This is a genomic window from Arthrobacter sp. 01T428 (assembly GCF_056398685.1).
Genome location: NZ_JBFTPW010000001.1, coordinates 349,687 through 372,999 on the forward strand (window position 1 = coordinate 349,687; position 23,313 = coordinate 372,999).

25 protein-coding genes are annotated in these 23,313 nt (G+C 63.3%); 15 read left to right on the forward strand and 10 right to left on the reverse strand.

Annotated features, from left to right (window positions below):
- Window positions 1-6 precede the first annotated feature (6 nt).
- From AC1DJB_RS01680 to AC1DJB_RS01690, 3 genes are all read left to right on the forward strand, one after another.
- Entirely contained in the window at window positions 7-1,719 is a 1,713-nt protein-coding gene (locus AC1DJB_RS01680; RefSeq protein WP_306958662.1) for a dipeptide ABC transporter ATP-binding protein, read from the forward strand.
- 295 nt (window positions 1,720-2,014) lie between these two features.
- Window positions 2,015-3,943, forward strand: coding sequence for a translational GTPase TypA (gene typA, locus AC1DJB_RS01685; protein WP_284991419.1), 1,929 nt, complete (start codon window positions 2,015-2,017; stop codon window positions 3,941-3,943).
- A 46-nt stretch (window positions 3,944-3,989) separates the two neighbouring features.
- Window positions 3,990-4,370 (forward strand): hypothetical protein, encoded by a 381-nt coding sequence (locus AC1DJB_RS01690; RefSeq protein WP_306958661.1) that lies wholly within the window; start codon window positions 3,990-3,992, stop codon window positions 4,368-4,370.
- Here AC1DJB_RS01690 and AC1DJB_RS01695 read toward each other — a convergent pair whose 3' ends face one another.
- On the reverse strand, window positions 4,371-4,877 hold the full coding sequence (locus AC1DJB_RS01695; protein WP_284991423.1) for a helix-turn-helix domain-containing protein: 507 nt from the start codon (window positions 4,875-4,877) through the stop codon (window positions 4,371-4,373).
- Between the two features lie 63 nt (window positions 4,878-4,940).
- Here AC1DJB_RS01695 and AC1DJB_RS01700 point away from each other — a divergent pair, with 63 nt between their 5' ends.
- Entirely contained in the window at window positions 4,941-6,239 is a 1,299-nt protein-coding gene (locus tag AC1DJB_RS01700; protein ID WP_441432532.1) for an MFS transporter, read from the forward strand.
- A gap of 22 nt (window positions 6,240-6,261) precedes the next feature.
- On the opposite strand, the gene AC1DJB_RS01705 is transcribed toward AC1DJB_RS01700, so the two are convergent.
- Window positions 6,262-6,504, reverse strand: coding sequence for a putative acetyltransferase (locus tag AC1DJB_RS01705; protein WP_059387478.1), 243 nt, complete (start codon window positions 6,502-6,504; stop codon window positions 6,262-6,264).
- A gap of 134 nt (window positions 6,505-6,638) precedes the next feature.
- On the opposite strand from AC1DJB_RS01705, the gene fdxA reads away from it, so the two are divergent.
- The 3 genes from fdxA (at window position 6,639) to AC1DJB_RS01720 (ending at window position 9,643) form a co-directional block, all read left to right on the forward strand.
- Window positions 6,639-6,965 (forward strand): ferredoxin, encoded by a 327-nt coding sequence (gene fdxA / locus AC1DJB_RS01710; RefSeq protein ID WP_018776555.1) that lies wholly within the window; start codon window positions 6,639-6,641, stop codon window positions 6,963-6,965.
- Window positions 6,966-6,980: 15 nt separating this feature from the next.
- Window positions 6,981-8,129, forward strand: a complete 1,149-nt coding sequence (gene dapC / locus AC1DJB_RS01715; protein WP_284991427.1) for a succinyldiaminopimelate transaminase — start codon at window positions 6,981-6,983, stop codon at window positions 8,127-8,129.
- Between the two features lie 230 nt (window positions 8,130-8,359).
- Window positions 8,360-9,643, forward strand: a complete 1,284-nt coding sequence (locus tag AC1DJB_RS01720) for a citrate synthase (protein ID WP_059387479.1) — start codon at window positions 8,360-8,362, stop codon at window positions 9,641-9,643.
- An 87-nt stretch (window positions 9,644-9,730) separates the two neighbouring features.
- Here the strand turns inward: AC1DJB_RS01720 and galE are convergent, their stop codons facing one another.
- Window positions 9,731-10,744, reverse strand: coding sequence for a UDP-glucose 4-epimerase GalE (gene galE / locus AC1DJB_RS01725; protein ID WP_284991428.1), 1,014 nt, complete (start codon window positions 10,742-10,744; stop codon window positions 9,731-9,733).
- A 114-nt stretch (window positions 10,745-10,858) separates the two neighbouring features.
- Between galE and AC1DJB_RS01730 the strand changes: the two genes are divergently transcribed.
- Together AC1DJB_RS01730 and AC1DJB_RS01735 are read left to right on the forward strand one after the other, a co-directional pair.
- Window positions 10,859-11,485, forward strand: coding sequence for a TetR/AcrR family transcriptional regulator (locus tag AC1DJB_RS01730; RefSeq protein ID WP_441432531.1), 627 nt, complete (start codon window positions 10,859-10,861; stop codon window positions 11,483-11,485).
- 63 nt (window positions 11,486-11,548) lie between these two features.
- Window positions 11,549-12,160, forward strand: a complete 612-nt coding sequence (locus tag AC1DJB_RS01735; protein WP_332601976.1) for a hypothetical protein — start codon at window positions 11,549-11,551, stop codon at window positions 12,158-12,160.
- 30 nt (window positions 12,161-12,190) lie between these two features.
- Here AC1DJB_RS01735 and AC1DJB_RS01740 read toward each other — a convergent pair whose 3' ends face one another.
- Both AC1DJB_RS01740 and dapD read right to left on the reverse strand, forming a co-directional pair.
- The gene (locus tag AC1DJB_RS01740) at window positions 12,191-13,033 is read right to left on the reverse strand and encodes a transglycosylase SLT domain-containing protein (RefSeq protein ID WP_441432530.1); all 843 of its coding nucleotides are present in this window, start codon (window positions 13,031-13,033) and stop codon (window positions 12,191-12,193) included.
- Window positions 13,034-13,044: 11 nt separating this feature from the next.
- Complete coding sequence (dapD, locus tag AC1DJB_RS01745) at window positions 13,045-14,070, reverse strand: 2,3,4,5-tetrahydropyridine-2,6-dicarboxylate N-succinyltransferase (RefSeq protein ID WP_306958658.1); 1,026 nt, start codon at window positions 14,068-14,070, stop codon at window positions 13,045-13,047.
- 85 nt (window positions 14,071-14,155) lie between these two features.
- Between dapD and dapE the strand changes: the two genes are divergently transcribed.
- A complete protein-coding gene (dapE, locus tag AC1DJB_RS01750; RefSeq protein ID WP_476909846.1) occupies window positions 14,156-15,280 on the forward strand; it encodes a succinyl-diaminopimelate desuccinylase in 1,125 nt (374 codons plus the stop codon).
- Between the two features lie 11 nt (window positions 15,281-15,291).
- Here the strand turns inward: dapE and AC1DJB_RS01755 are convergent, their stop codons facing one another.
- The 4 genes from AC1DJB_RS01755 to AC1DJB_RS01770 form a co-directional block, all read right to left on the reverse strand.
- Window positions 15,292-16,191, reverse strand: coding sequence for an amino acid ABC transporter permease (locus AC1DJB_RS01755; RefSeq protein ID WP_476909847.1), 900 nt, complete (start codon window positions 16,189-16,191; stop codon window positions 15,292-15,294).
- The gene (locus tag AC1DJB_RS01760) at window positions 16,188-16,835 is read right to left on the reverse strand and encodes an amino acid ABC transporter permease (RefSeq protein WP_059387484.1); all 648 of its coding nucleotides are present in this window, start codon (window positions 16,833-16,835) and stop codon (window positions 16,188-16,190) included. Before AC1DJB_RS01760 ends, AC1DJB_RS01755 begins: the two co-directional genes overlap by 4 nt.
- Window positions 16,836-16,897: 62 nt before the next feature.
- Window positions 16,898-17,797, reverse strand: coding sequence for a glutamate ABC transporter substrate-binding protein (locus tag AC1DJB_RS01765; RefSeq protein ID WP_059387485.1), 900 nt, complete (start codon window positions 17,795-17,797; stop codon window positions 16,898-16,900).
- A 50-nt stretch (window positions 17,798-17,847) separates the two neighbouring features.
- Window positions 17,848-18,603 (reverse strand): amino acid ABC transporter ATP-binding protein, encoded by a 756-nt coding sequence (locus AC1DJB_RS01770; protein ID WP_059387486.1) that lies wholly within the window; start codon window positions 18,601-18,603, stop codon window positions 17,848-17,850.
- 234 nt (window positions 18,604-18,837) lie between these two features.
- Here AC1DJB_RS01770 and AC1DJB_RS01775 point away from each other — a divergent pair, with 234 nt between their 5' ends.
- The 4 genes from AC1DJB_RS01775 to AC1DJB_RS01790 all read left to right on the forward strand — a co-directional run bounded on the left by AC1DJB_RS01775 (window position 18,838) and on the right by AC1DJB_RS01790 (window position 21,690).
- Window positions 18,838-19,638, forward strand: a complete 801-nt coding sequence (locus tag AC1DJB_RS01775) for an LOG family protein (protein ID WP_059387487.1) — start codon at window positions 18,838-18,840, stop codon at window positions 19,636-19,638.
- A gap of 37 nt (window positions 19,639-19,675) precedes the next feature.
- Window positions 19,676-20,011 carry a DivIVA domain-containing protein gene (locus tag AC1DJB_RS01780; RefSeq protein WP_059387488.1) on the forward strand — a complete coding sequence of 112 codons (336 nt, stop codon included), beginning with the start codon at window positions 19,676-19,678 and terminating at the stop codon, window positions 20,009-20,011.
- Complete coding sequence (locus tag AC1DJB_RS01785) at window positions 20,008-21,291, forward strand: hypothetical protein (RefSeq protein WP_370872279.1); 1,284 nt, start codon at window positions 20,008-20,010, stop codon at window positions 21,289-21,291. Before AC1DJB_RS01780 ends, AC1DJB_RS01785 begins: the two co-directional genes overlap by 4 nt.
- A 231-nt stretch (window positions 21,292-21,522) precedes the next feature.
- Window positions 21,523-21,690 carry a DUF3117 domain-containing protein gene (locus tag AC1DJB_RS01790; RefSeq protein ID WP_009357720.1) on the forward strand — a complete coding sequence of 56 codons (168 nt, stop codon included), beginning with the start codon at window positions 21,523-21,525 and terminating at the stop codon, window positions 21,688-21,690.
- Between the two features lie 76 nt (window positions 21,691-21,766).
- Here AC1DJB_RS01790 and AC1DJB_RS01795 read toward each other — a convergent pair whose 3' ends face one another.
- Window positions 21,767-22,399 (reverse strand): O-methyltransferase, encoded by a 633-nt coding sequence (locus AC1DJB_RS01795; RefSeq protein WP_059387489.1) that lies wholly within the window; start codon window positions 22,397-22,399, stop codon window positions 21,767-21,769.
- 258 nt (window positions 22,400-22,657) lie between these two features.
- Between AC1DJB_RS01795 and sigE the strand changes: the two genes are divergently transcribed.
- The gene (gene sigE, locus AC1DJB_RS01800) at window positions 22,658-23,302 is read left to right on the forward strand and encodes an RNA polymerase sigma factor SigE (protein ID WP_059387491.1); all 645 of its coding nucleotides are present in this window, start codon (window positions 22,658-22,660) and stop codon (window positions 23,300-23,302) included.
- Window positions 23,303-23,313 lie beyond the last annotated feature (11 nt).

Here is a 23,313-nt window from a genome sequence, read left to right on the forward strand (position 1 = left end):
GCAATCATGACAACATCCAACGTCACCATCGACGAAGCCGGAACCGAAGAGCGTCCGCTCCTTGAAATCCGGGACCTCGCCATCTCCTTCCAGACGGCGAGCGGCGAATTCCAGGCCGTCAAGAATGCGCACCTGACCATCATGCCCGGCGAGACTGTCGCCATTGTGGGTGAGTCCGGTTCGGGGAAGTCGACGACGGCGCTCGCCGCCATTGGCCTCCTGCCGGAGAACGGCAGGGTTTCCAGCGGGCAGATCCTGCTCGACGGCGAGGACATCTCCCACGCCCCGGAACGGCGCATGATCGAGTTGCGCGGCAACACGATCGGCATGGTTCCGCAGGATCCGATGTCCAACCTCAACCCGGTCTGGAAGATCGGATACCAGGTCCGCGAGACGCTGCGCGCCAACGGCAAGCCCAGCGGTCCTGCCGACGTCGCCCGCGTCCTGGGGGAGGCCGGCTTGCCGGACTCCGCACGCCGCGCCAAGCAGTATCCGCACGAATTCTCCGGCGGCATGCGCCAGCGGGCCCTGATCGCCATCGGCCTGTCTTGCCAGCCGCGGCTCCTGATCGCCGATGAGCCGACGTCGGCCCTGGACGTCACGGTGCAGCGGCAGATCCTTGACCACCTCGAAACCATGACGGCGGAGCTCGGCACGGCAGTCCTGCTCATCACCCACGATCTCGGCCTCGCTGCCGAGCGCGCGGACAAAGTAGTGGTCATGTACCGCGGCAACGTGGTGGAGGCCGGTCCTTCCCTCGAATTGCTTCGCAACCCGCAACACCCCTACACCCAGCGGTTGGTGGCCTCGGCGCCGTCACTCGCTTCGCGTAGGATCCAGGCCGCCAAGGCCGAAGGAATCCAGACGGAAGAACTCCTGGCGCCCACCGAAGCTGTGGCCGAAAAGGCATTGGCCGACGACGTCCTGAAGGTCGAAAGCCTCAGCAAGGTCTTCAAGCTGCGCTCCGGCGTCGGCAAGGCAACGGACTTCACTGCGGTGGACAACGTCTCGTTCAACGTCAAACGGGGGACGACGACGGCGATCGTGGGTGAGTCGGGTTCCGGCAAGTCCACCGTGGCCCAGATGGTCCTCAACCTGCTCGCGCCGACGTCGGGCCGGATCGTTTTCGACGGTGTGGACACCTCCACCTTGAACAGCCGGGAAATCTTCAAGTTCCGGCGCCGCGTCCAGCCGATTTTCCAGGACCCGTACGGTTCACTCGACCCGATGTACAACATCTTCAGGACCATCGAGGAACCGCTCCGGACCCACAAGATCGGTGACAAGGTCAGCCGCGAGAAGAAGGTCCGGGAACTCCTGGACCAGGTGGCGCTGCCTCAGTCCACCATGCAGCGGTACCCGAACGAGCTCTCCGGCGGCCAAAGGCAGCGCGTCGCGATCGCGCGCGCGCTCGCCCTCGACCCCGAAGTGATCATCTGTGACGAAGCGGTCTCCGCTTTGGACGTCTTGGTGCAGGCCCAGGTCTTGAACCTCCTGGCCGAGCTGCAGTCCAATCTTGGCCTGACGTACCTGTTCATCACGCACGACCTCGCCGTCGTGCGGCAGATCGCCGACCATGTCTGCGTGATGCAGAAGGGCAAGCTCGTGGAAACGGGCAGCACGGACGACGTCTTCGATTCGCCGCAGCAGGACTACACCAAGGCCCTGCTCAACGCGATCCCGGGTGCCAGCCTGATGCTTCCGCCCGTGGTGGCCTGACGGTGCTGGCGCCCGTGCGCTGAGTGCCAGCCGGGGGAGCAGAAGAGCCGGTACCACTTCCGTGGGGGGAAGTGGTACCGGCTCTTTTGCTGTTTCCGGCTCATCCCGAGTTCGCTGCCGATTGTGATGAAGGGCACAATTCGATGACCTGGAGGGTGATTTTTAGGCCAATAAATACCACAGCGTTTAGACTCTATGAAGGTGCCCTGTGTCAAAGGGTCTAATCCGTCGTGCGTTCCGGTTGGAAATGTCGCGATACAACAGCTGACTTCACCACTGAATCGAGCCATTACGCATGTCTGAAACCACCACCAACACCGCCGCGACCACTGCATCGCGCAGTGATCTGCGCAACGTCGCGATTGTGGCCCACGTTGACCACGGCAAGACCACGCTGGTCGACGCCATGCTCAAGCAGACCAACTCCTTCGCCGAGCACAACCACCTGGAAGACCGCGTCATGGACTCCGGTGACCTGGAGCGCGAAAAGGGCATCACCATCCTCGCCAAGAACACCACGGTTGCCTACAACGGCCCGTCGTCCAATGGCGAGACCATCACCATCAACGTGATCGACACCCCCGGCCACGCCGACTTCGGTGGCGAGGTGGAGCGCGGCCTGTCCATGGTTGACGGCGTGGTCCTCCTGGTCGACGCTTCCGAAGGTCCGCTGCCGCAGACCCGCTTCGTCCTCCGCAAGGCCCTTGCCGCGCACTTGCCCGTCATCCTGCTGGTCAACAAGACCGACCGCCCCGACGCCCGCATCGAAGAGGTTGTCCACGAGTCCATGGACCTGCTCCTTGGCCTGGCCTCCGACCTCGCGGACGAAGTTCCGGACCTGGACCTGGACAAGATCCTGGAAGTACCCGTGGTCTACGCCGCAGCCAAGGTCGGCCGCGCCTCCCTCGAGCAGCCGGCTGACGGCTCGGCCCCGGAAAACGAAGATCTCGAACCCCTCTTCAAGGCGATCATCGAGCACATCCCGGCGCCGACCTACAACCCGAACGGTGTCCTTCAGGCGCACGTCACCAACCTGGACGCTTCCCCGTTCCTTGGCCGCCTTGCACTCCTGCGCATCTACAACGGCACCCTCCGCAAGGGCCAGACCGTCGCCTGGGCGCGTGCCAACGGTGAGCTGAAGAACGTCAAGATCACCGAGCTCCTGGCCACCAAGGCCCTTGACCGCGTACCGGCAGAGTCCGCCGGCCCGGGCGAGATCGTGGCTGTTGCCGGTATCGAGGAAATCACCATTGGTGAGACCCTCACTGACGCAGAGAACCCGCAGCCGCTGCCGCTCATCACGGTGGATGACCCCGCGATCTCCATGACCATCGGTATCAACACCTCCCCGCTGGCCGGCAAGGTCAAGGGCGCCAAGGTCACGGCGCGCCAGGTGAAGGATCGCCTGGACAAGGAACTGATCGGTAACGTCTCCATCAAGGTCCTGCCCACCGAGCGTCCGGATGCTTGGGAAGTCCAGGGACGTGGCGAGCTTGCGCTGGCCATCCTCGTGGAGCAGATGCGACGCGAAGGCTTCGAGCTCACTGTCGGCAAGCCGCAGGTTGTCACCCGGACCGTCGACGGCAAGATCCACGAGCCGATGGAACACATGACCATCGACGTGCCTGAAGAGTACCTCGGTGCAGTCACGCAGCTGATGGCTGCCCGCAAGGGCCGCATGACCAACATGGCCAACCACGGTACCGGCTGGTGCCGCATGGAATTCATCGTTCCGGCACGTGGCCTCATCGGCTTCCGCACCAAGTTCCTTACGGACACCCGTGGCGCCGGCATCGCTTCCTCGATCTCCGAAGGCTACGAGCCGTGGGCCGGCCCTATCGAATACCGCACCAACGGTTCGATGGTTGCCGACCGCGCCGGTGTGGTCACCCCCTTCGCCATGATCAACCTGCAGGAACGCGGCTCCTTCTTCGTGAAGCCCACGTCCGAGGTCTACGAAGGCATGATCGTCGGCGAGAACTCCCGCGCCGACGACATGGACGTCAACATCACGAAGGAAAAGAAGCTCACCAACATGCGTGCCGCTTCCTCTGACACCTTTGAGAACCTGACGCCGCCGCGCGACCTGACCCTCGAAGAGTCCCTCGAATTCGCCCGCGAAGACGAGTGCGTTGAGGTAACCCCGGACTCCATCCGCATCCGCAAGGTCATCCTGGACGCCAACGAGCGCGCCAAGGCTACCCGCGCACGCGCCAAAGTCTGATCCTGCTGGGCTGATCAAGTACTGACGCGCCCAACGGACTGACGCATTGAATAAGGGAGCCACCGGAACAGCACGCGGCATTGCCGTGGCTGTTCCGGTGGCTCTTTTTGCTGCCTTTGCAGGCACCGCACTGCACCGGCAGGCGCTCCTTATTGCCGGCGTCGACGTCTCTTGGGGTACCGCAGCGGCACTGCTCCTGCTCGCATCGCTCCAGCTCCTGCTGGGTGCGTGGTCGCGATCCTTGATCCCGACGGCGGTGGTGGGCATTGTTTGTTACGCCGCCGTAGGCGTGCTCTCCACGGGCGGAACGGGCAAGCAGCTGATCGTCGCGGATGTGCCCGGAAATGTGTGGGTTTACGGGAGTGCGGGCATCACTTTCGTGATGCTCTTGTGGTGCCGGCGCTACGGGCGTCCTCCGCGCGCTTAGCTAGTCGGCGCTTGGGTCCCGGTGGTGGGCAATCAGGAGCGAGGTGGCCTCGCCGTCGTCGTCTGCCGGAAGACGCATATATTCCTCGACGACCGCCCGCAGCTTGCCCATCATCTCCTGCTGCCGTGCAGCATTGAACTTCACGCCAAGCCGCCAGACATCGATGTCCCCTGGCATGAGCCCGCGGGTTTCCTGGACGAATGTTTCGATCAGGACAGGGGCAATATCGTCGACGGGAGTGCTCCACGAGGTGCGGGTGGCGATGTACGGCACCTCCTTGGCGCCCCTCTTTCCCTTCCGGCCTTCCTGAGGTTCAAGAAAACCGGTGCGCACCAAGGTCCGGACATGATGCAGGCTTGACGCCGGATTGATGTCCAACAGCCCCGCAATCTCTTTGTTGGTGCGAGCGTGGTGCAGGCAGAGCCGGAGAATCCTCAAGCGCAGGGGGGAGCTCAAGGCGCGGCCCTTGGCCACCAGGTCGCTGTCCTCCCGCTCGTGTTCCGTCATGGTGGCCAGTGTAGCCAGCCTTGAGTGATTGACATATACCAATCACTACAGGAAACTGGGCGGGTGAACGCCGGGACCACGGACAATGCTCAGCAAACTGACACAGCTCAGCACACTGCCTCGCTGTGGCGGGACCGGAACTTCATCATCTTCTGGTCGGGCCAGGCCGTCAGCCAGCTTGGGGCGCAACTGGGGCAATTGGCGTTTCCCGTCCTCGCGGTGACTTTGCTCGGCGCCAGTGAGTTCGAAGTCGGCGCGCTCAATGCCGCCGGCCTTGCGGCCTTCCTGCTGATCGGTTTGCCGGCAGGAGCGTGGGTTGACCGCTGGCTCAAGCGTCGCACCATGATCGTGGCGGACCTGGTCCGGACCGGGGCAATGGCGACCGTACCAATCCTCTGGTGGGCCGGCATCCTGCAGATCTGGCATCTTTACGCCGTAGCCGCCGTCGTCGGGGCCGCGACGGTCTTCTTCGACGTTTCCTACCAGAGCTATGTGCCCGTGCTCGTGGATGCCGCGAAAGTGCCGCAGGCGAACTCCAAGCTCGAGGCCACCTCCCAGATCGCACGGATCGGGGGTCCTGCCGCGGGCGGTGGCTTGCTGACGGTCGTGTCCGCCCCGGTGCTGTTCGTCGGGGAGGCGATCGGGTATCTGCTGTCGGCCATCTTCCTGCTCAGGACGCGCGATGCGGAACGGCCCGTGGCCGCGAAGGATCGGCAGCCGCTGGCAAGCGAAATCAAGGAGGGCCTGGTCTTCGTGGTCAGGCATCCCCTGATCAGCAGGATTGCGGCGTGCACGGGCGGGGTCAACTTCTTCACCACGCTTGCCTTCACCTTGATGCCGGTGTTGGTACTTCGTGAACTGGAACTCGGTCCGGAGGGCATGGGCCTCATCATGGCGGTCGGCGCCGTGGGCGGACTGATCGGGGCGGTTGCCGCGCCCAGGTTGGCGGCCTGGATCGGCGAGGGGACGGTTATTCCCGTGGCGTCGATGATCAGCTCGCTTTTCCTCCTCCTGGTTCCGTTGTGCGTGCTTGCCCCCGAGCGATGGATGTCCCTCGTGATGCTCATCGTCTCCGAGTTCGGGTTCGCTTTCGGAGTGCTGGTGTACAACATCATGCAGTTGAGCATGAGGCAGCGCGTGTGTCCGCCCCGGCTCCTGGGGCGCATGAATGCGTCCATTCGCTTCGTGGTGTGGGGGGTCATGCCGATCGCTGCCCTAGCCTCGGGCCTCCTGGCCGAGAATATCGGCCTCGTACCGACACTCTGGATCGGCTTGGGCGGAAGTCTTGTTTTTGTTGCGCCTGTGCTGTTCTCCCCGCTGTGGGGAATGCGCAGGCTCCCCGACGAGGTGCATGGCGCCTGACCCTCCGGGACATGAGGCGGAACTACTCGCGGGTTGTGCGCGGATCCCGGCGCTGGGGCGGAGGAGGGACTGCTTTTGCCGCCACAACAAGGGCCAGCGGGATCTCGACGTCGGACTGTCGGGTACGGATGGTGCACGCACCGTCGGCGACCGAGAGCAGGTAGCCGAGGGCATCGGTGAAGCCGTTGTCCAGGCGGTATCGGACAACTACCCGTGTTCCGGATACGGTATTGAGCAGGAAATCCTGGGGCCGGGGCAGATTCACCAGTTCATAGTAAGACGCCCGGCTAGGTTGCTGAGTTCCCGCTGGGGGATAATAGGCTCAGAATTCGATGTACCGGCCACAGGGCCGGTGGTACTACCCGGAATTTCCGGGACAACTGTGGAGAGGCAAGGGACGTGACCTACGTAATCGCGCAGCCGTGTGTGGACGTCAAGGACAAGGCATGTATTGAAGAATGCCCTGTTGACTGCATCTACGAAGGCGAACGTTCCCTCTATATCCACCCGGATGAGTGCGTGGACTGCGGAGCTTGCGAACCCGTGTGCCCGGTGGAAGCGATCTACTACGAGGACGACACCCCGGAGGAATGGGCCGACTACTACAAGGCCAACGTCGAGTTCTTCGATGACCTTGGTTCCCCGGGCGGAGCCGCCAAGATCGGCAACACCGGTAAGGACCACCCCTTCATCGCCGCGCTGCCCCCACAGAACCAAGACCACTAAGAACGGTTGCTTCCTTTGATTTCTGCGGCCCCCGCTTTCGGCCTCAACCTGCCTGACTATCCTTGGGAAGCGATGGCGCCGTACGTGGCCAAGGCTTCAGAACACCCGGGCGGGGCAGTCAATCTCTCCATCGGAACCCCCGTGGATCCGACGCCGCAACTGGTCCGCGAGGCGCTTGCCCGGGCAGCTGACGCCCATGGTTACCCGACGGTCCACGGCACGGAAGCTCTTCGCGAGGCCGTATCCAACTGGTTCGCCAGCCGCCGCGGGGTCCCGGGAATCGATCCGAGGGACGTCCTGCCGACCGTCGGCTCCAAGGAATTGGTGGCCTGGTTGCCGTTCCTGCTGGGACTGAGCGCAGGCGACGTCGTGGTCCGTCCCACTGTGGCGTACCCGACCTACGACATCGGCGCCATGCTCGCAGGCGCCACTGCCGTCGCGGCAGACAGCCTGGACGAACTGGACTCAGCCACCCGCGCGAGGGTCCGGCTGATCTGGATCAATTCCCCCGGCAATCCCACGGGCAGCGTCCGTGACGTCGAATCCCTCAGGCAGATCGTCGCCCAGGCGCGCGAGATCGGCGCAGTCGTGGCGTCGGATGAATGCTATGCCGAACTCGGCTGGGGCGAATGGGATGCCCAGCGTGGCGGCGAGGCAGTGCCTAGCGTCCTTGACCCACGCGTCACGGGAGGATCCACGGACGGACTCTTGTGCGTCTACTCCCTCAGCAAACAATCGAACCTTGCCGGCTACCGTGCCGCCTTCGTGGCTGGTGACTCGTCGATCGTGGCGAATCTGGTCAACAGCCGCAAGCACGCCGGCATGATCGTGCCGTATCCGGTCCAGGAAGCCATGCGTACCGCGCTCGGCGATGCCGGCCACGTGCTCGCCCAAAAGGATCTCTACCGCGGGCGCCGTGAACGCCTCCTGCCGGCACTGAAGAACTTCGGCCTGGAGATCCACGAGTCCAAAGCTGGCCTGTACCTGTGGTCCACCGCAGGGGAGGCGACGTGGGACACAGTCCGCCGTTTCGCTGACCTGGGGATCGTCGTCGGGCCCGGGGTGTTCTATGGAGACGCGGGCAATGGTTTCATCCGTGTGGCGCTCACCGGCACGGACGAACGCATCGACGCGGCAGTCGAACGCTTGGACACTGCCCGGTAACAATGCTGTGACTTCCCGCACAGGGCGCGTCATTCCGCCAGTAACCGTAGCTTGTGAATTAGTTTGTCCCGCTTACTGGCGGTAGCTTTTAACTGACTATCAATGGTGGCTTTCTCCACGAAGGCAGTTCGGCCGATGGTGTCTGCACCTGCAGACTCCTGGCTGGAGTCACCAGATGTTGGTTGGATCAAGCTTTCGACCGAGGCCAAGAGCCTCATGAAGGGGACTCCATGACTGAGACCACCAGCGCTACCCTGCGCCATGCCGGCGGAGAGCTCGAGCTCCCGCGGATCAAGGTTGTAGAAGGGAACGAAGGATACGACGTTTCCAAGCTGCTGAAGCAGACGGGCGCCGTCGCCTATGACCCCGGCTTCATGAACACCGCCGCCACCACGTCGGCAATCACCTACATCGATGGCGACGCCGGTATCCTGCGGTACCGCGGCTACCCGATCGAGCAGCTTGCCCAGCACTCAAGCTTCCTGGAAGTTTCCTACCTGCTGATCTACGGCAACCTTCCCACGCCCACCGAGCTGGACGCGTTCGACCAGCGGATCCGCCACCACACGCTGCTCCACGAGGAGCTCAAGGGCTTCTTCGGCGGTTTCCCGCGTGACGCGCACCCGATGCCGGTGCTTTCCTCGGCTGTCTCCGCGCTGTCCACGTTCTACCAGGACTCCTTGGACCCGTTCAACCCGGAGCACGTGGAAGTTTCCACTATCCGCCTCATGGCGAAGCTCCCGGTCATCGCGGCCTACGCCCACAAGAAGTCCATCGGCCAGCCCATGCTGTACCCGGACAACTCCATGAACCTCGTGGAGAACTTCCTGCGCCTGAGCTTCGGCCTGCCGGCAGAGCAATACGAGCTGGATCCCGTCGTCGTCAAGGCGCTGGACCTCCTGCTCATCCTGCACGCCGACCACGAGCAGAACTGCTCGACGTCGACCGTCCGCCTTGTGGGCTCCTCGAACGCGAACCTGTTTGCTTCTGTTTCCGCAGGCATCAACGCCCTCTTCGGTCCCGCCCACGGCGGCGCCAACGAGGCCGTGCTGAAGATGCTGCGCCAGATCCAGGCCGACGGCATCAAGCCCGAGGAATACATGGAGAAGGTCAAGAACAAGGAGGACGGCGTCCGCCTCATGGGCTTCGGACACCGGGTCTACAAGAACTACGACCCCCGCGCCAAGATCATCAAGGCGACGGCACACGAGATCCTGGGCAAGCTGGGCGGCAACGATGAGCTCCTGGACATCGCGATGCGCCTCGAAGAGAAGGCCCTTGCGGACGACTACTTCATCCAGCGCAAGCTCTACCCGAACGTCGACTTCTACACCGGCCTGATCTACAAGGCCATGGGCTTCCCCGAGAAGATGTTCACCGTGCTGTTCGCGATCGGCCGACTCCCCGGCTGGATCGCCCAGTGGCGCGAAATGATCAACGATCCCCAGACGAAGATCGGCCGTCCGCGGCAGCTCTACACAGGAGAGCCGGAGCGCGACTACCCGGCGGTCTAATCCCCGCCGGTGTGGGCCCAGCACGCGGGGTCACTTACAGCCCGTCCCAAGGGACATCATGGGCCGTAAGTGACCCCGCGTTGCACTTTAAGAGCTGTAGCCGAGAGGGTTGTTCTTCTGCCAGCGCCAGTGGTCTTCGCACATCTGGTCCACGGTCTTCGTGGTGGACCAGCTCAGGTCGGCCAGGGCGGAGGAGGCGTCGGCCCAGAACGCGGGCAGGTCTCCCGCCCGGCGGCCCGTGATCTCGTACGGCAGCGGGTGGCCCACGGCCTGTTCGAAGGCGTGGAGCATCTCCAGTACGGACGTGCCTTTCCCGGAGCCAAGGTTCCAGCGGTGAACGCCGGGGCGCTCCGCAACGTAGTCCAATGCGGCGACGTGGCCACCGGCGAGGTCGACGACGTGGATGTAGTCCCGCAGGCAGGTGCCGTCCGGGGTGTCGTAGTCTCCGCCGAAGACCATGAGCTTTTCGCGGCGGCCGACGGCGACCTGGGCGATGTAGGGGACCAGGTTGTTGGGGATACCCTGGGGGTCCTCGCCGATCCGGCCCGAGGGGTGTGCGCCCACCGGGTTGAAATAGCGCAACAAGGCGATGTGCCAGCGTTCGTCCGCGGCGCCGAGGTCCGTGAGGATGTCCTCGATCTGTTCCTTGGTACGGCCGTAGGGGTTGTTCGCCCCGATCTCCATCTTCTCGATGTAGGGGATGGGGTTGTGCTCGCCGTATACCGTGGCGGAGGAACTGAAAACGATCGACCGGACCCCGTGCTTGTCCATGGCGCGGAGCAGGTTCAGCGTGCCGACGATGTTGTTGTAGTAGTAGTTCAGGGGTTCCTGCACGGATTCGCCAACTGCCTTGAGCCCGGCGAAGTGGATGACGGCGTCGATGCTGTGCTGATCGAACACGGCTTCAACCGCGGCCTCGTCCACCAGATCCACTTTATGGAACGCCGCCGTCTTTCCCGCCAGCTCACCGACGCGGCGCAGGGACTCTTCGCTTGAGTTCACGAGGTTGTCCAGCACGACCACTTCGTGTCCGGTTTCCAGCAGGGACAGGACGGTGTGCGATCCGATGTAGCCGGTGCCACCCGTGACAAGAATTCTCATGCAAGCAACGCTAGCCGAACTTGCCAAGGCTCGCTCAGTGTTGCGTGCGCCACAGTCCCGCAGTTCCGGTGCGCCGGGCGGTACCGTTCAAGCACGTTCGTGCTAAAAAGATCTGTGCCCAAGATTGTTGATGCCGAAGCCCGGCGCCAGGAAGTAGTCGAAGCTGTCTTCAGGATCATCGCCTCGGATGGCCTGGAACGTGCCTCCTTGCGGGAGGTGGCCGACGAAGCCGGGCTCGCCGTCGGCTCGGTCCGGCATTACTTTGCCAGCAGCGATGAACTGCTGGTCCACTCCTTTGCCGTGGTCATCGACAGGATCGCCGCGCGGCTTGAGGACGCGTTCGCCGTCGTCGAATCGTTGGATCCGGATTCGGCGGAACACGGCGCCGCCGTGTTAACCCTGGCGGGCCAATTCCTTCCGCTCGACGAGGAACTGGCCGTCGACGCCTGTGTCTGGATGGCATTCCGGCACGCGGCCCGAATCCGGCCAGTACTCGAACAGGAAGCGGCACGCAGCCACCGGGCCGTGGCCGCCGTCGTCGGCCGCTTGGTGATGCGACTGATGCCCGACGGCGGATCCGGCCAGGAGCGCCTGGTGACCGAGGCCGAGCGCCTTCTGGCCACCCTCGACGGACTGTGCATGCATGCCCTGCTGCAGCCTGAGTGGATGACGGCCGAGGTCTGCCGCGACGTGCTGACCGCGCATTTGCAGACTCTCGTTGCGGTCCCGTCCAACCGTTAACGTCAAGGCTCATCGGGAATAGACTGGAACCCTGAGCGGGCACCTGCCAAGGGAGGCAATCGGATGCATGACACAGGCGGTCAGGGGTGGCGAATCACTATGGACACCTCCGGACCGATGCTCATTGCCTTGTATCTGAGAGACGTTGCTGGATTGGACGGAGCCGGTACGCCAACGTTGTCCCACGCCACACCCAAAGTCAGGCACGCGGACCACACGCACCTCACTGCCGAGGTAGGCGGGGTGCCGGCCCTCAAGACAGAGTGGGAGGCCTGGTGGGAGCAGCTGTTGAGGGCGTATCCGGATGCCGCGCCGGAGCTTTCACCCCCGGGATTCAACGCCTTCGGCAATTCGCCTGCCCTGCGCAGAGTATTGCAGGCACACTTCGGAGCCGCCCTGACCTGGGCCCGTGAGCGCCTTGAAGAGTACGAAAAACTAGAGGCTGAACGCGAAGCGAGCGGCGCCACGTTGCTTCTGGGGGACATGGTGGAGGACCGGCTGCTGGAAGTCGGACGGAGTTCCCGGGACTTCCAGCTGACGATCATCGAGCTGCCCCTCAACGAGCCAAGGGCCTGGTATCTTGAGCCGGACAAGATGATCATGAGCCACCGGCTCTTGTCCGAGCCGGATATCTTCCGCAGCTACGTCCAGCCGGTGGTTGAACTACTGGTCTGAAGCCAGGCACCGCCGAGGCCCCGCCCAAAACTAGGTCTTCGGAGCCGAAACCGTGATGGTCACGGACCCCGATGCTGCCGCTGAATCCTGCCAGCCCTTGTGGTCCTGCCGGTTCCAGGTGGCGCCAGCCACGTCAACCTGCGTCACGGAAAGGTCCTTGGCATTCGCCACGGCCCACTGGGCCACAGCCCACGCCTGCGCACCGCTGATGTTCAACTGGACCGTGCGGCCCTGGGCCACGGCCGGCAGGGCGCCGAACTCCGTGGTCATGGCGGCCACGACGGCGTTCGGGTCGCCGGCGGTGTCCGCCGCCCCGAGCGTGCAGTCGAGGGCCCGTTCGGAATGTCCGGTGAGCGCCGACGCATACGCCCGGCCCATGGGTTCCTGCTGCGCGTAGGCCTGGGGGTAGGCGGAATGCTGGACCGCTTGCGCCGCATCAGTGATCGCCATCGTTTCGTAGCCGGGTATTTTCACAAGGTGGTCATAGAAAGCGTTCGTCGCGTAGGCAGGATCCATGACCTCGGCTTCGGTGCCCCAGCCCTGGGAGGGGCGCTGCTGGAACAGGCCCCGCGAATCGGGGCCAACCTCGTCACCGTGTCCGATGTTGCGAAGCTTGGATTCCTGCATGGCTGTGGCCACGGCGATTGTGGCCGCGCGCGGAGGCAGCCCCCGCTGCACGGCAATGGCGGTGATGAGGGCGGCATTCGCGGCCTGGTCCGTCGCCAGCTCGTAGGAGTCCGAGCCCACGACGGCGACGCAGCGTTCCGTGACCAAGGTTTCGGAACGCTGCAGTACAGTCACCACGGCGTAGATGGCACCGGCCACCAAGGCAAGCGCCAGCAACAAGATGATGGTGCGTCGGAGACGGCGCATCCAGGTATCAGCTAGTTGGCGTGGAGGGCTTCGTTGAGTTCCACCGTCTGGCCCTTGCGGGGAAGGACCTCGACTTCGCCAGTTGTGGAATTGCGGCGGAACAGCAGGTTCGGCACGCCGGAGAGCTCAACAGCCTTGATGATGCTGCTGGTGTCTTCCCCGTTGGCGTCCTTCGGGCCGGGGATGCGCACGCGGGTTCCAGCCGTGACGTAGAGGCCTGCTTCGACCACGGAGTCGTCGCCGATGCTGATGCCCACGCCGGAGTTGGCACCCAGGAGCACGCGCTCACCCAGGGCGATCTTTTCCTTGCCGCCACCGGAGAGGGTCCCCATGATGGAGGCGCCGCCACCGACGTCGGTGCCGTCACCGGCAACAACACCTGCCGAGATGCGCCCTTCCACCATGGACGTGCCGAGCGTGCCGGCGTTGAAGTTCACGAAGCCCTCGTGCATGACCGTGGTGCCTTCGGAGAGGTAGGCGCCCAGGCGGACCCGGTCGGCGTCGGCGATCCTGACCCCGGTGGGAACGACGTAGTCCACCATGCGCGGGAACTTGTCCACTCCGTAGACCGTGACGGCGCCGCGCTTACGCAGGCGGGCGCGGGTCAATTCGAAGCCGTCCACTGCTGCGGGGCCGAAGTTCGTCCACACAACGTTCGGGAGCTTGCCGAAGATCCCGTCCAGGTTGATGCTGTTGGGCTTGACGAGCCGGTGCGAAAGCAAGTGCAGGCGCAGGTAGGCGTCAACGGTGTCGGCAGGTGCCTCGTCCAGGTTGATCTGGGCAAAGACCACCTTCTGTTCGGTCCGGCGGTCGGCGTCGTGGCTTTCAGCTGCGAGAGCAGTCAGCGACTCGTCGGCGTGCTCCACGGCGCGCAGGGATGCGGCAGCTTCGCCCAATGCCGGTGCCGGAAACCAGACGTCCAGCACTGTCGCTTCTCCGGCGTCGGAGGTGGCGATGGTGGCCAGGCCAAAGCCATAGGCGGAGCGATCGTTGTCAGAAGCGCTATCGAGAGCGGCAGAGGCAGCGGTTTCAGTCATGGCGCAAGTCTATCGAGAGCCACTGCTTCCCTTGAAACCGTGTGTGGACCGAGGGGTCGCAATTCGCTCGGGATACAGTGGACAGGTGACCGTTGAAACTACCCCGATCCTTCTTGACATCAGGCAAGACGTTGCGCTGCTGACCGCGGCGCTGATGGACGTCAACAGCGTGTCCGGCAACGAAGCCGCGCTTGCAGACGCCGTTGAATCCGCGCTTCGTACGATCCCCGGCCTGCAGCTTGTGCGGGACGGCGACGCCATCATTGCCCGGACCGAGCTGGGACGCCCGGAGCGCGTGATCTTGGCCGGCCACCTCGATACCGTGCCGTTGCCCACCGTGGAGGGTTCGCTCGGCACCGTGCCCGCCACGTGGGAGTCCGGCGTCCCCGGGACGGGAACCTTGTATGGACGCGGAGCCACCGACATGAAGGGCGGGGTCGCGGTGCAGCTTGCGCTCGCCGCGACAATGTTCGACGGCGGCGCCGAGCCGGGCAAAGACGTCACCTTCGTCTTCTATGACCATGAGGAAGTTGAAGCGGTCAAGAGCGGCCTCGGCCGCTTGGTACGGAACCATGGCCATCTCCTGGAGGGGGACTTCGCGATCCTGCTCGAACCCACCGACGGCACGGTGGAAGGCGGTTGCAACGGCACCAGCCGCTTCGAAGCCACCACGGTCGGGGAAGCGGCGCACTCCGCCCGTGCGTGGATGGGCAGCAACGCCATCCACGCAGCCGCTCCCATCCTGAGCCGCTTGGCCTCGTACGAACCTCGCACCGTCAACGTGGACGGGCTGGACTACCGGGAAAGCCTCAATGCCGTGAAGATTAACGGCGGCACTGCGGGCAACGTCATCCCGGACCGCTGTGTCGTGGAGATCAACTATCGCTTCGCGCCGGACAAGACCCCGGACCAGGCCGAAGCCCACGTCCGGGAACTCTTGGACGGCTTCGACGTCGTCCGCACCGACGCTGCCGCCGGGGCGCGGCCGGGCCTCAACCACCCGGCTGCGGCGTCCTTCGTTGCCGCCGTCGGTGCCGAGCCCAAACCCAAGTACGGTTGGACCGACGTCGCGCGCTTCAGCGAGCTCGGCGTTCCCGCGGTCAACTTCGGACCGGGCGATCCGCTTCTTGCGCACAAAGACAACGAACACGTCGACGCCGACGCCATCCGTGAGTGCCTCCGGGCGTTGCGGTCGTGGCTGGCCGACTAGGTGGAGTGACCTTATTTTTGCTTGAGAATGCGGGTGTGGCCCGTGGGGTTGGGTGCGGGACCCAGCCCTGCCACAATCTCCGACTTGGCCACCTTCACCACTTTGACGTTGCGGCGCATCCGGCCTTCAAGCCACTTGGCGATTCCGGCCAGGATCAGGCACATCCCGACGTACAGCACACCGGCAATGATCGCGGAAGGAATGATGGGCGAACCGTACTGGGCCTGGCTTCCGAAGTACTTGGCCTGGAAGAGGATCTCGTTGTAGGTCACAATGAAGCCCAATGCGGTGTCCTTGAGGATGACCACGAGTTGGGAAATGATCACCGGGAGCATCGAGCGGACCGCCTGCGGCAGCAGGATGTTTGTCATGACCGCGCTCTTCGGCAAGCCGATGGCGTAGCCGGCCTCGCTCTGGCCACGGGGGAGCGATTCGATGCCGGCCCGGAAGACTTCCGCGAGCACCGATCCGTTGTAGAGCACCAGGCCCGCAACGACTGCCGTGAAAGGCGTGATCCCCTGGACGCCGAGGGGAGGGAGCCCGTAGTAGAAGATCATCATGAGGATCAGCAACGGAATGGCACGGAAGAGCTCCGTGAACCCATAGCAAGGCAAGCTGATCCACTTGCGGTCGGAGAGCCTCCCGAAGGCCAGGAAGACACCCAGCACCAAGCTGAGCACGGCCGCCGTGGCAAACGCTGAAAGCGTGGCGCCCACTGATTGGATGATGGTCTGCTGGACCAGCGGGAAGGTGAACAAATGCCACTTCTTCTCGTCGAACTGGCCGCTTTGGGCGAAACGAAGGACGATGAATCCGACGATGGCGAGAATGACCAGGGCGGTCACGACGCCGAGAATCCGGTAGCGTGCGCGGGCCTTCGGGCCCGGAGCGTCAAAAAGGACCGAGCTCATCGGGCCACCTTCCATTTCTTTTCAAGCTTCCGCTGGACGAAGGAAAGGATGAAAACGAGCAGAACGAAGATCAGTGCGACCCAGAGCAGCCCGGCCATGGCAGGCTCGCCGCGCTCGGAAAGATTCGATCTGATGGCTCCCGCTTCGGCGACCGAGAAGCCGGCTGCCACCGTTGTGTTCTTGAGCAATGCGATGAACACGCTGAACATGGGCGGGATGACGGCGCGGAATGCCTGGGGGAGGATCACCAGGGTCAGGGTTTGGGTGAACGGAAGGCCGATGGCACGGGCAGCTTCGGCCTGGCCGACAGGCACGGTGTTGATGCCGGAGCGTACGGCTTCCGCCACATAAGTAGCGGTGTACAGGCTGAGGCCGACGGTTGCGGCGGTCATGAAATCAATTTCCACGAGACCGAGCTTCGGATAGCCCAAGGCAAAAAAGAACAGGACCAACGTCAATGGGGTGTTGCGCACAACGTTGATGTACAAAGTGGCTGCGGCGCGCATCGCAGGGATGGGGGATACCCTCAAGGTCGCCACGATGGTGCCCAGGATCAGGGCGAAGATCCCGGCAACGACGAAAAGTACAAGGGTGTTCCGGAACCCTGTGATGAACAGGTCCGAATTATTCAGCAGCGTATTCACAGAATGGTCGCTTTCAGCCGATATTCGAGGGGGCGGCCAAGGGCCGCCCCCTCAACATGGGTTTAGTAGTTGTCCACTGCGGGTTGGGTGACCTTGGTGCCGGACTGGCCCAGTGTGGAGTCGTAGATCTTCTGCCACACAGAGCCGCCGTCAGTGAACATCTTGTTCACGAACTTGCGGAAGGCGGTATCGCCCTTCTTCAAGCCAACACCGTACTTCTCAGTGGTGAACGGCTGGCCGACCACCTTGAGGTTGTCGGTGTCCTGGGAGGCATAACCGATCAGGATTGCCTGGTCGGTAGTCACAGCATCGACCTGGCCGCTCTTGAGCGCCTCGACACACTGTGAATACGTGTCGAACTCAGTGGTCTTGGTGCCGGGGAAGTTTGCCTTGATGTTCTGGATGGGGGTTGAACCCGTGGCCGAACAGACGTTCTTCCCGCTCAGGTCCTTCTCGCTGTTGATGGTCGTGTTGCTCTTCTTGACCAGCAAGCCTTGACCCGTCACGAAGTAGGGTCCGGCGAAGTCGACCAACTGCTTGCGCTTGTCCGTGATGGAGTAGGTCCCGACGTAGTAGTCAATGTCGCCGTTGGTAATGGCGGACTCGCGGTTGGCCGAAGGAATGGGCTTGTACTCGATCTTGTCCTTCGAGAAACCGAGGGATGCGGCGATCCACTGGGCAACCTGGATGTCAAAACCGCTGTACTCGCCGGTCGCGGCATCCTTGAAGCCCAGGCCAGGCTGATCCTGCTTGACGCCGATCGTGATCTTTCCGTTCGACTTGATCTTGTCGAACGTGGGGCTGCCCGTGATGGATACGTTCTGGGCCACCGTGAACGGCGCGGACTCGCTGCTTGGCGCGGTGGTGGAACCGCCGCCGCCACCGCATGCGCTCAGCGAAAGGGCGAGCGCCGCGCTTGCAGCGACCAGGAGGGATTTCCTCCGGGTGATAAAAGACTTCATGATATTCCTTTCATTGTGCGGCCACCCCCGCGGCCTGGGTGCGGTGAGTGTCAGTGAGTCAGGAGTTTGGAGAGGAAATCCTTGGCACGGTTGCTTTGGGGGTTGGTGAAGAATTCCTCCGGCTTGGCGTCTTCAACAATCTGGCCGTCGGCCATGAAGACAACGCGGTCGGCGGCTTTGCGCGCAAAGCCCATCTCGTGGGTGACCACGATCATGGTCATGCCTTCCTTGGCCAACTGGACCATGACATCCAGGACCTCGTTGATCATTTCCGGATCAAGTGCCGAAGTCGGCTCGTCGAAAAGCATGACCTTCGGCTTCATCGCGAGAGCCCGGGCAATTGCCACACGCTGCTGTTGGCCACCGGAGAGCTGTGCAGGCATCTTGGGTGCCTGTTGCCCGACGCCGACCCGCTCCAACAACGCCATGGCGTCCTTGTCCGCGGTTGCTTTGTCCTGTTTCTTCACCTTGATCGGTCCCAGCGTGACGTTTTCGAGAATCGTCTTGTGGGCGAACAGGTTGAACGATTGGAAGACCATGCCGACATCGGCCCTGAGAAGGGCAAGTTCCTTGCCTTCCTCAGGCAGCTTCTTGCCATCGATCGAAATCTCGCCCGTATCGATGGTCTCCAAGCGGTTGATGGCCCGGCACAGCGTGGACTTGCCCGAGCCCGAAGGCCCGATGACAACCACAACCTCACCCTTTTTCACTTGGAGGTTGATGTCCTTCAGGACATGTAGTTGACCAAAGTGCTTATTGACGCCATTCAGGGAGACGAGGGCATCGCTGGCGGCTTGAATAGTCATGTGACGAATCTAGCGAAGAAATGATTCAAGTTGAGCCAGCTCACACTAACTTACGTGGATCGTGATTCAACAGATACCTGCTTTGCAGCTATCTGACAGCAAATGATGGGTAGGAAACCCAATACCGCAAACAACAGGCCACGCCGGAACGGCTGCAGCCGCCATCCGCGCTAGCCTAGGTCAATGAGTACCAGCCAGCCCCAAGTTCCTAGTCCAGACGCCAATGGCAAGGCGATGAGCAACGGATCGGCAGCGTCAGCTCCGGCCGTAGCCGCAGAGCCGCCAGCCAAGCACAAAGGACCCTTGGAGCTTCGGCGCAAACAGGCCGCTATGCCGATGTCGGACCAGCGACTCCTGGACACCAGGGGAGCCGACCACTTCATTCACACCGACCCGTGGCGGGTCCTGCGGATCCAGAGTGAATTCGTTGAAGGATTCGGTGCGCTCGCCGAGCTCGGCCCCGCCGTCAGTGTCTTTGGTTCCGCCCGCACCAAGCCGGGCACCGGCTATTACGATATGGGCGTGCAGGTGGGCCGCCACCTCGCGGAAGCCGGCGTCGCCGTCATCACCGGTGGTGGCCCGGGATCCATGGAAGCCGCCAACAGGGGCGCCGTTGAAGGCAACGGCGTTTCCGTGGGACTGGGAATCGAGCTGCCGTTCGAACAAGGCCTCAACCGCTGGGTGGACCTTGGCATCAACTTCAGGTACTTCTTTGCCCGCAAGACCATGTTCGTCAAGTACGCGCAAGGGTTCATTGTCCTGCCGGGCGGCCTGGGAACCCTGGACGAACTGTTCGAAGCCATGGTCCTGGTGCAGACCCGCAAGGTGACATCGTTCCCCATCGTCCTTCTGGGGGTCGACTTCTGGAGCCCGATGATCGAATGGATCAAGGGGACCCTTGTGGCCGAAGGCATGGTCTCCGCGAAGGACCTGGACCTCATCCAGCTTGTGGACGATCCTGCGGACGCCGTTCACCGCGTCCTGCACGGAATCCCGCGGCCACCCTCGACCAACGGGGACCAGCGCCCGGAGTAGCCTTGCCGTCACTGCACTCTCAGCTGAGTCTGGCACGATGGTTGCTGTGAGCTTTTTTCTGGTCTTTCTCGCGATTGTCATTATCGGTGCCGTGTTGTTCCTCGGCGCCGGAATGGCGAGATCCTCCCGCGACTCCGGCGCCGGTTTGGATGAACCCGTCCCGAACCTGCCGCCGGTCCTGTTGCCGGCAGGAGCCAAGGCATCCGACGTCGACCGCGTGCGCTTCGCCCTTGGGCTGCGGGGCTACCGGATGGACCAGGTGGATGAGGTCCTCGATGAGCTCCGGGATCAGCTGACCTCGCAGGAGAGGGAAATCGAACGGCTGAAACTGGCCCTGGAGGCAGCCGGGAACCAGGAAGACCCAAAAGAGTGACCCCGTCACTCGAATCGCGGTCCCCGACGGGATTCCTGGTCCGAAGATTGCGCCGCGCCGGAGCCCACGCCGCGGGCTGGCCGTGGTGGGTCCAGGTCTCCCTCGTCTACATCGCCTCGAGGCTTGTCAGCGCTTGCATCTTCATGGCCGCAGCGTTGCAGCAAGGCGTCAATCCGTGGTTTCCGCCGGCACCTGACTACTGGAACTTCATCACCATCTGGGATGGGCGCTGGTACGCCGAAGCGGCGAACAACGGGTACCCCTCTGTTTTGCCGGTCAATGCGAACGGCGGCGTCGCGGAAAATTCCTGGGCGTTCTATCCACTCTTTCCGTACCTTGCCAAGGCGCTCGGTGCACTCACCGGACTGGCGACGCTGCCCGCCCTGACGGTCGTCGCGATGGTGGCCGGGCTTGGGGCGGCCCTGGTGGCCTACAAACTGTTCCGGGAATTCGCCGGGCGGACCACGGCGCTGTGGGCACTGACCTTCTTCTCGATGTTCCCCGTCTCGGCCATCCTGCAGGTCCCCTACGCGGAATCCCTCAATACCCTGCTCCTGGCGGGTTCGCTCCTGCTGCTGGTGCGTCGCAAGTACCTCGCGGCGATGCCCGTGGTCCTGCTCATGTGCCTGTCGCGGCCCACTGGAGTGCCCTTCGCGGCCATGGTGGGCCTACTCCTGGTCCACCACTTGTGGAAGAGGTTCGGGCGCCGCCCGTCAGTGCCAGGCGACGTGCCCGCCGACGTGCCCGCCGCCGGGTCGATCCCGACGCTCCGGGAGCTTGGATCGCTGGCCGCGCTAGTGGGGGTCAGCGCGGCGGGGGCCCTCGCGTGGCCGGCCATCGCCTGGGCGGTCACGGGGGATCCGCTGGCCTACACCAAGACCGAAACTGTTTGGCGAGGGGACGACCTTGTTCCGTTCAAGCCATGGTTCGAGACCGGCCAAATGCTCTTCGGGCCGGTACTCGGCATTCTCGCGCCGTTCGTCTTCGTCGCGCTCTTTGCCCTGCTGATGTTGAGCAAACCTGTCCGGGCCCTCGGCACCGAACTGAGGCTTTGGTGCACGTGCTACGTGGGGTATCTTCTGGTCTTCCTGCACCCCCAGACGAGCACGTTCCGGATGCTCTTGCCCTTGTTCCCCTTGGCGCTCAGCACGGCCTGGTTGTCCCGCTCGAAGGCTTACCGCGGCACCGTGGTGGTCATGTTCTTCCTCCTCCAGATCGTATGGATCGTCTGGCTGTGGGCGTGGGCGCAGTTGCCGGGCGGYGGCGACTATCCTCCGTGATGCCTCCGCGTCGTTTCGCCAGTTCAAGCGCGATCACGGCCCGGCGGGAAAAGTCCATCAATTAGCTACGGGCGGGTAATTACGAGATAATGGACACAAGCAAGGACAAAGGCACCCTCGGGTGCCCGGCGACGACGACTGAACTGCCATGACTGTCGACGCCGTATATTCCACGCGGAGCCAACCCGGCCGGGTTGGCGGGATTTGGGACAACTGGAGGGGATTTTCCTAATGGCGGCTATGAAACCACGTACTGGCGACGGCCCTATGGAAGTAACCAAAGAGGGCCGCAGCCTGATCATGCGTGTGCCGCTCGAAGGCGGAGGACGGCTGGTGGTCGAGCTCAACGCAGCAGAGGCGGCGAACCTCAAGGAATGCCTCGTAGGCGTTACCGAATAGATTCACTGGGCAGGGCCCCGGCAGAAGAGCCGGCGCCCTGCTTTCATGTTTATGCCTGGAGGCGAACGAGGGCCAGCTACTTCTTGACCGCTACCAGCAATCCGTCTCCCGTGGGAAGCATCGCTGACGAGAGCCGTTCGTCGTCGCGGATGGCCTTGCCGATCTGGCGCAACACCACGGTGGTGCTGTCCCTGGCAGCCGGGTTGGAAACTTTGTCCTTGTCCAGCGCGTCATTGATGACCAATGTTCCGCCCGACTTGAGCAATCGGATGGCTTGCTGAACGTAACCGGGAAAGTTCGGTTTGTCGGCGTCGATGAACACGAGGTCGTATGCGGAGTCGGTGAGGCGCGGCAAAACGTCGGCCGCACGGCCGGAGATCGTCCGGGTGCGGTTCGCCGGACTGCCGGATTCCAGGAAGGCCTCGCGGGCGGCCTTGAGGTGCTCGACGTCGACGTCGATAGTGGTCAGGACGGCCTGCGGGCTGAGGCCGCGCAGCAGGCACACGCCGGAGACCCCTGCCCCGGAGCCGACCTCCACAACCGTCTGTGCCTTCGACGCCGCGGCCAGGACTGTCAGGACGGCGCCAACGCCGGGGCTGACGGGAGTAACGCCCAGCTCGAAGGAGCGTTCACGGGCGCGAAGCAACACGTCGTCCTCGGCAGGCAGATCTTCTGCATAGGACCAGCTGGTTGACTTGTCGGCACTCATGGGGGTTCGCTTTCCAGGCAGAGGGGTATTTCTTCCAGACTACTGGCTACGGGCCGCCCAGCCCGGATGCCTGCGGCCCGCAATTCTGTGTCTCTCCGGCTTCCTCCGGATGATGTTCGCTCTGCGGGAAAAGCCTGCCTGCGATCAGCAAAATCTCAGGCAACACTGGGATGATGTATATCCAGCCATCCAAGTGAGGGCCGGCAACGAACTCCTGAGTGACCGGCAGGATGACAAACAGTTTGAGGGGAGCGGACGATGCGGGCATCAAGTGCTGCGCCAGTCCAGGCAACGGCAGCAGTCCTGGGTTCCACCGACACGGCCCCGCCAGCCGAAGAATGGGTCAGGCCAAGCTGGGAAGAAGTGGTGGAGAACCACTCCGCCAAGGTCTTCCGCCTTGCCTACCGGCTCACCGGAAACAAGTTCGACGCCGAGGACCTCACCCAGGAAGTCTTCGTCAGGGTCTTCCGTTCGCTCGAAAACTTCAAGCCAGGCACACTCGACGGCTGGCTGCACCGGATCACCACCAATCTCTTCCTCGACCAGGCCCGTCGGAAAAGCCGTATTCGATTCGATGCCCTGGCCGAAGACGCCGAATCCCGGCTGCCTGGACATGAACCCGGTCCCGAGCAGAGCTTCGAGTTGAACAACCTCGATCTCGACGTCCAGCGCGCCCTGGAAGAACTGCCCCCGGACTTTCGCGCCGCCGTCGTGCTTTGCGATCTTGAAGGCCTCTCCTACGACGAAGTTGCCGAGGCGCTCGGCGTGAAGCTGGGAACCGTCAGGTCCCGCATCCACCGCGGCCGGACAATGCTCCGCGAAAAACTGGCGCACCGGGATCCGCGTCCGGTCCAGGCCCGCAAGCCGCGCCTTAAGATGCCGCGCATCGCCGGCCTCCTTTAGTCGCCGATGGG

Bases quoted from the DNA above. Each gene is read 5' to 3' on its own strand.
- AC1DJB_RS01775 (WP_059387487.1), top strand. From the start codon at position 18,838: ATGAGCAACGGATCGGCAGCGTCAGCTCCGGCCGTAGCCGCAGAGCCG.
- AC1DJB_RS01770 (WP_059387486.1), bottom strand. From the start codon at position 18,603: ATGACTATTCAAGCCGCCAGCGATGCCCTCGTCTCCCTGAATGGCGTC.
- sigE (WP_059387491.1), top strand. From the start codon at position 22,658: ATGCGGGCATCAAGTGCTGCGCCAGTCCAGGCAACGGCAGCAGTCCTG.
- AC1DJB_RS01755 (WP_476909847.1), bottom strand. From the start codon at position 16,191: ATGAGCTCGGTCCTTTTTGACGCTCCGGGCCCGAAGGCCCGCGCACGC.
- AC1DJB_RS01790 (WP_009357720.1), top strand. From the start codon at position 21,523: ATGGCGGCTATGAAACCACGTACTGGCGACGGCCCTATGGAAGTAACC.
- AC1DJB_RS01680 (WP_306958662.1), top strand. From the start codon at position 7: ATGACAACATCCAACGTCACCATCGACGAAGCCGGAACCGAAGAGCGT.
- AC1DJB_RS01735 (WP_332601976.1), top strand. From the start codon at position 11,549: ATGCATGACACAGGCGGTCAGGGGTGGCGAATCACTATGGACACCTCC.
- typA (WP_284991419.1), top strand. From the start codon at position 2,015: ATGTCTGAAACCACCACCAACACCGCCGCGACCACTGCATCGCGCAGT.
- AC1DJB_RS01795 (WP_059387489.1), bottom strand. From the start codon at position 22,399: ATGAGTGCCGACAAGTCAACCAGCTGGTCCTATGCAGAAGATCTGCCT.
- dapD (WP_306958658.1), bottom strand. From the start codon at position 14,070: ATGACTGAAACCGCTGCCTCTGCCGCTCTCGATAGCGCTTCTGACAAC.
- galE (WP_284991428.1), bottom strand. From the start codon at position 10,744: ATGAGAATTCTTGTCACGGGTGGCACCGGCTACATCGGATCGCACACC.
- AC1DJB_RS01780 (WP_059387488.1), top strand. From the start codon at position 19,676: ATGGTTGCTGTGAGCTTTTTTCTGGTCTTTCTCGCGATTGTCATTATC.
- AC1DJB_RS01765 (WP_059387485.1), bottom strand. From the start codon at position 17,797: ATGAAGTCTTTTATCACCCGGAGGAAATCCCTCCTGGTCGCTGCAAGC.
- AC1DJB_RS01740 (WP_441432530.1), bottom strand. From the start codon at position 13,033: ATGCGCCGTCTCCGACGCACCATCATCTTGTTGCTGGCGCTTGCCTTG.
- AC1DJB_RS01695 (WP_284991423.1), bottom strand. From the start codon at position 4,877: ATGACGGAACACGAGCGGGAGGACAGCGACCTGGTGGCCAAGGGCCGC.
- AC1DJB_RS01720 (WP_059387479.1), top strand. From the start codon at position 8,360: ATGACTGAGACCACCAGCGCTACCCTGCGCCATGCCGGCGGAGAGCTC.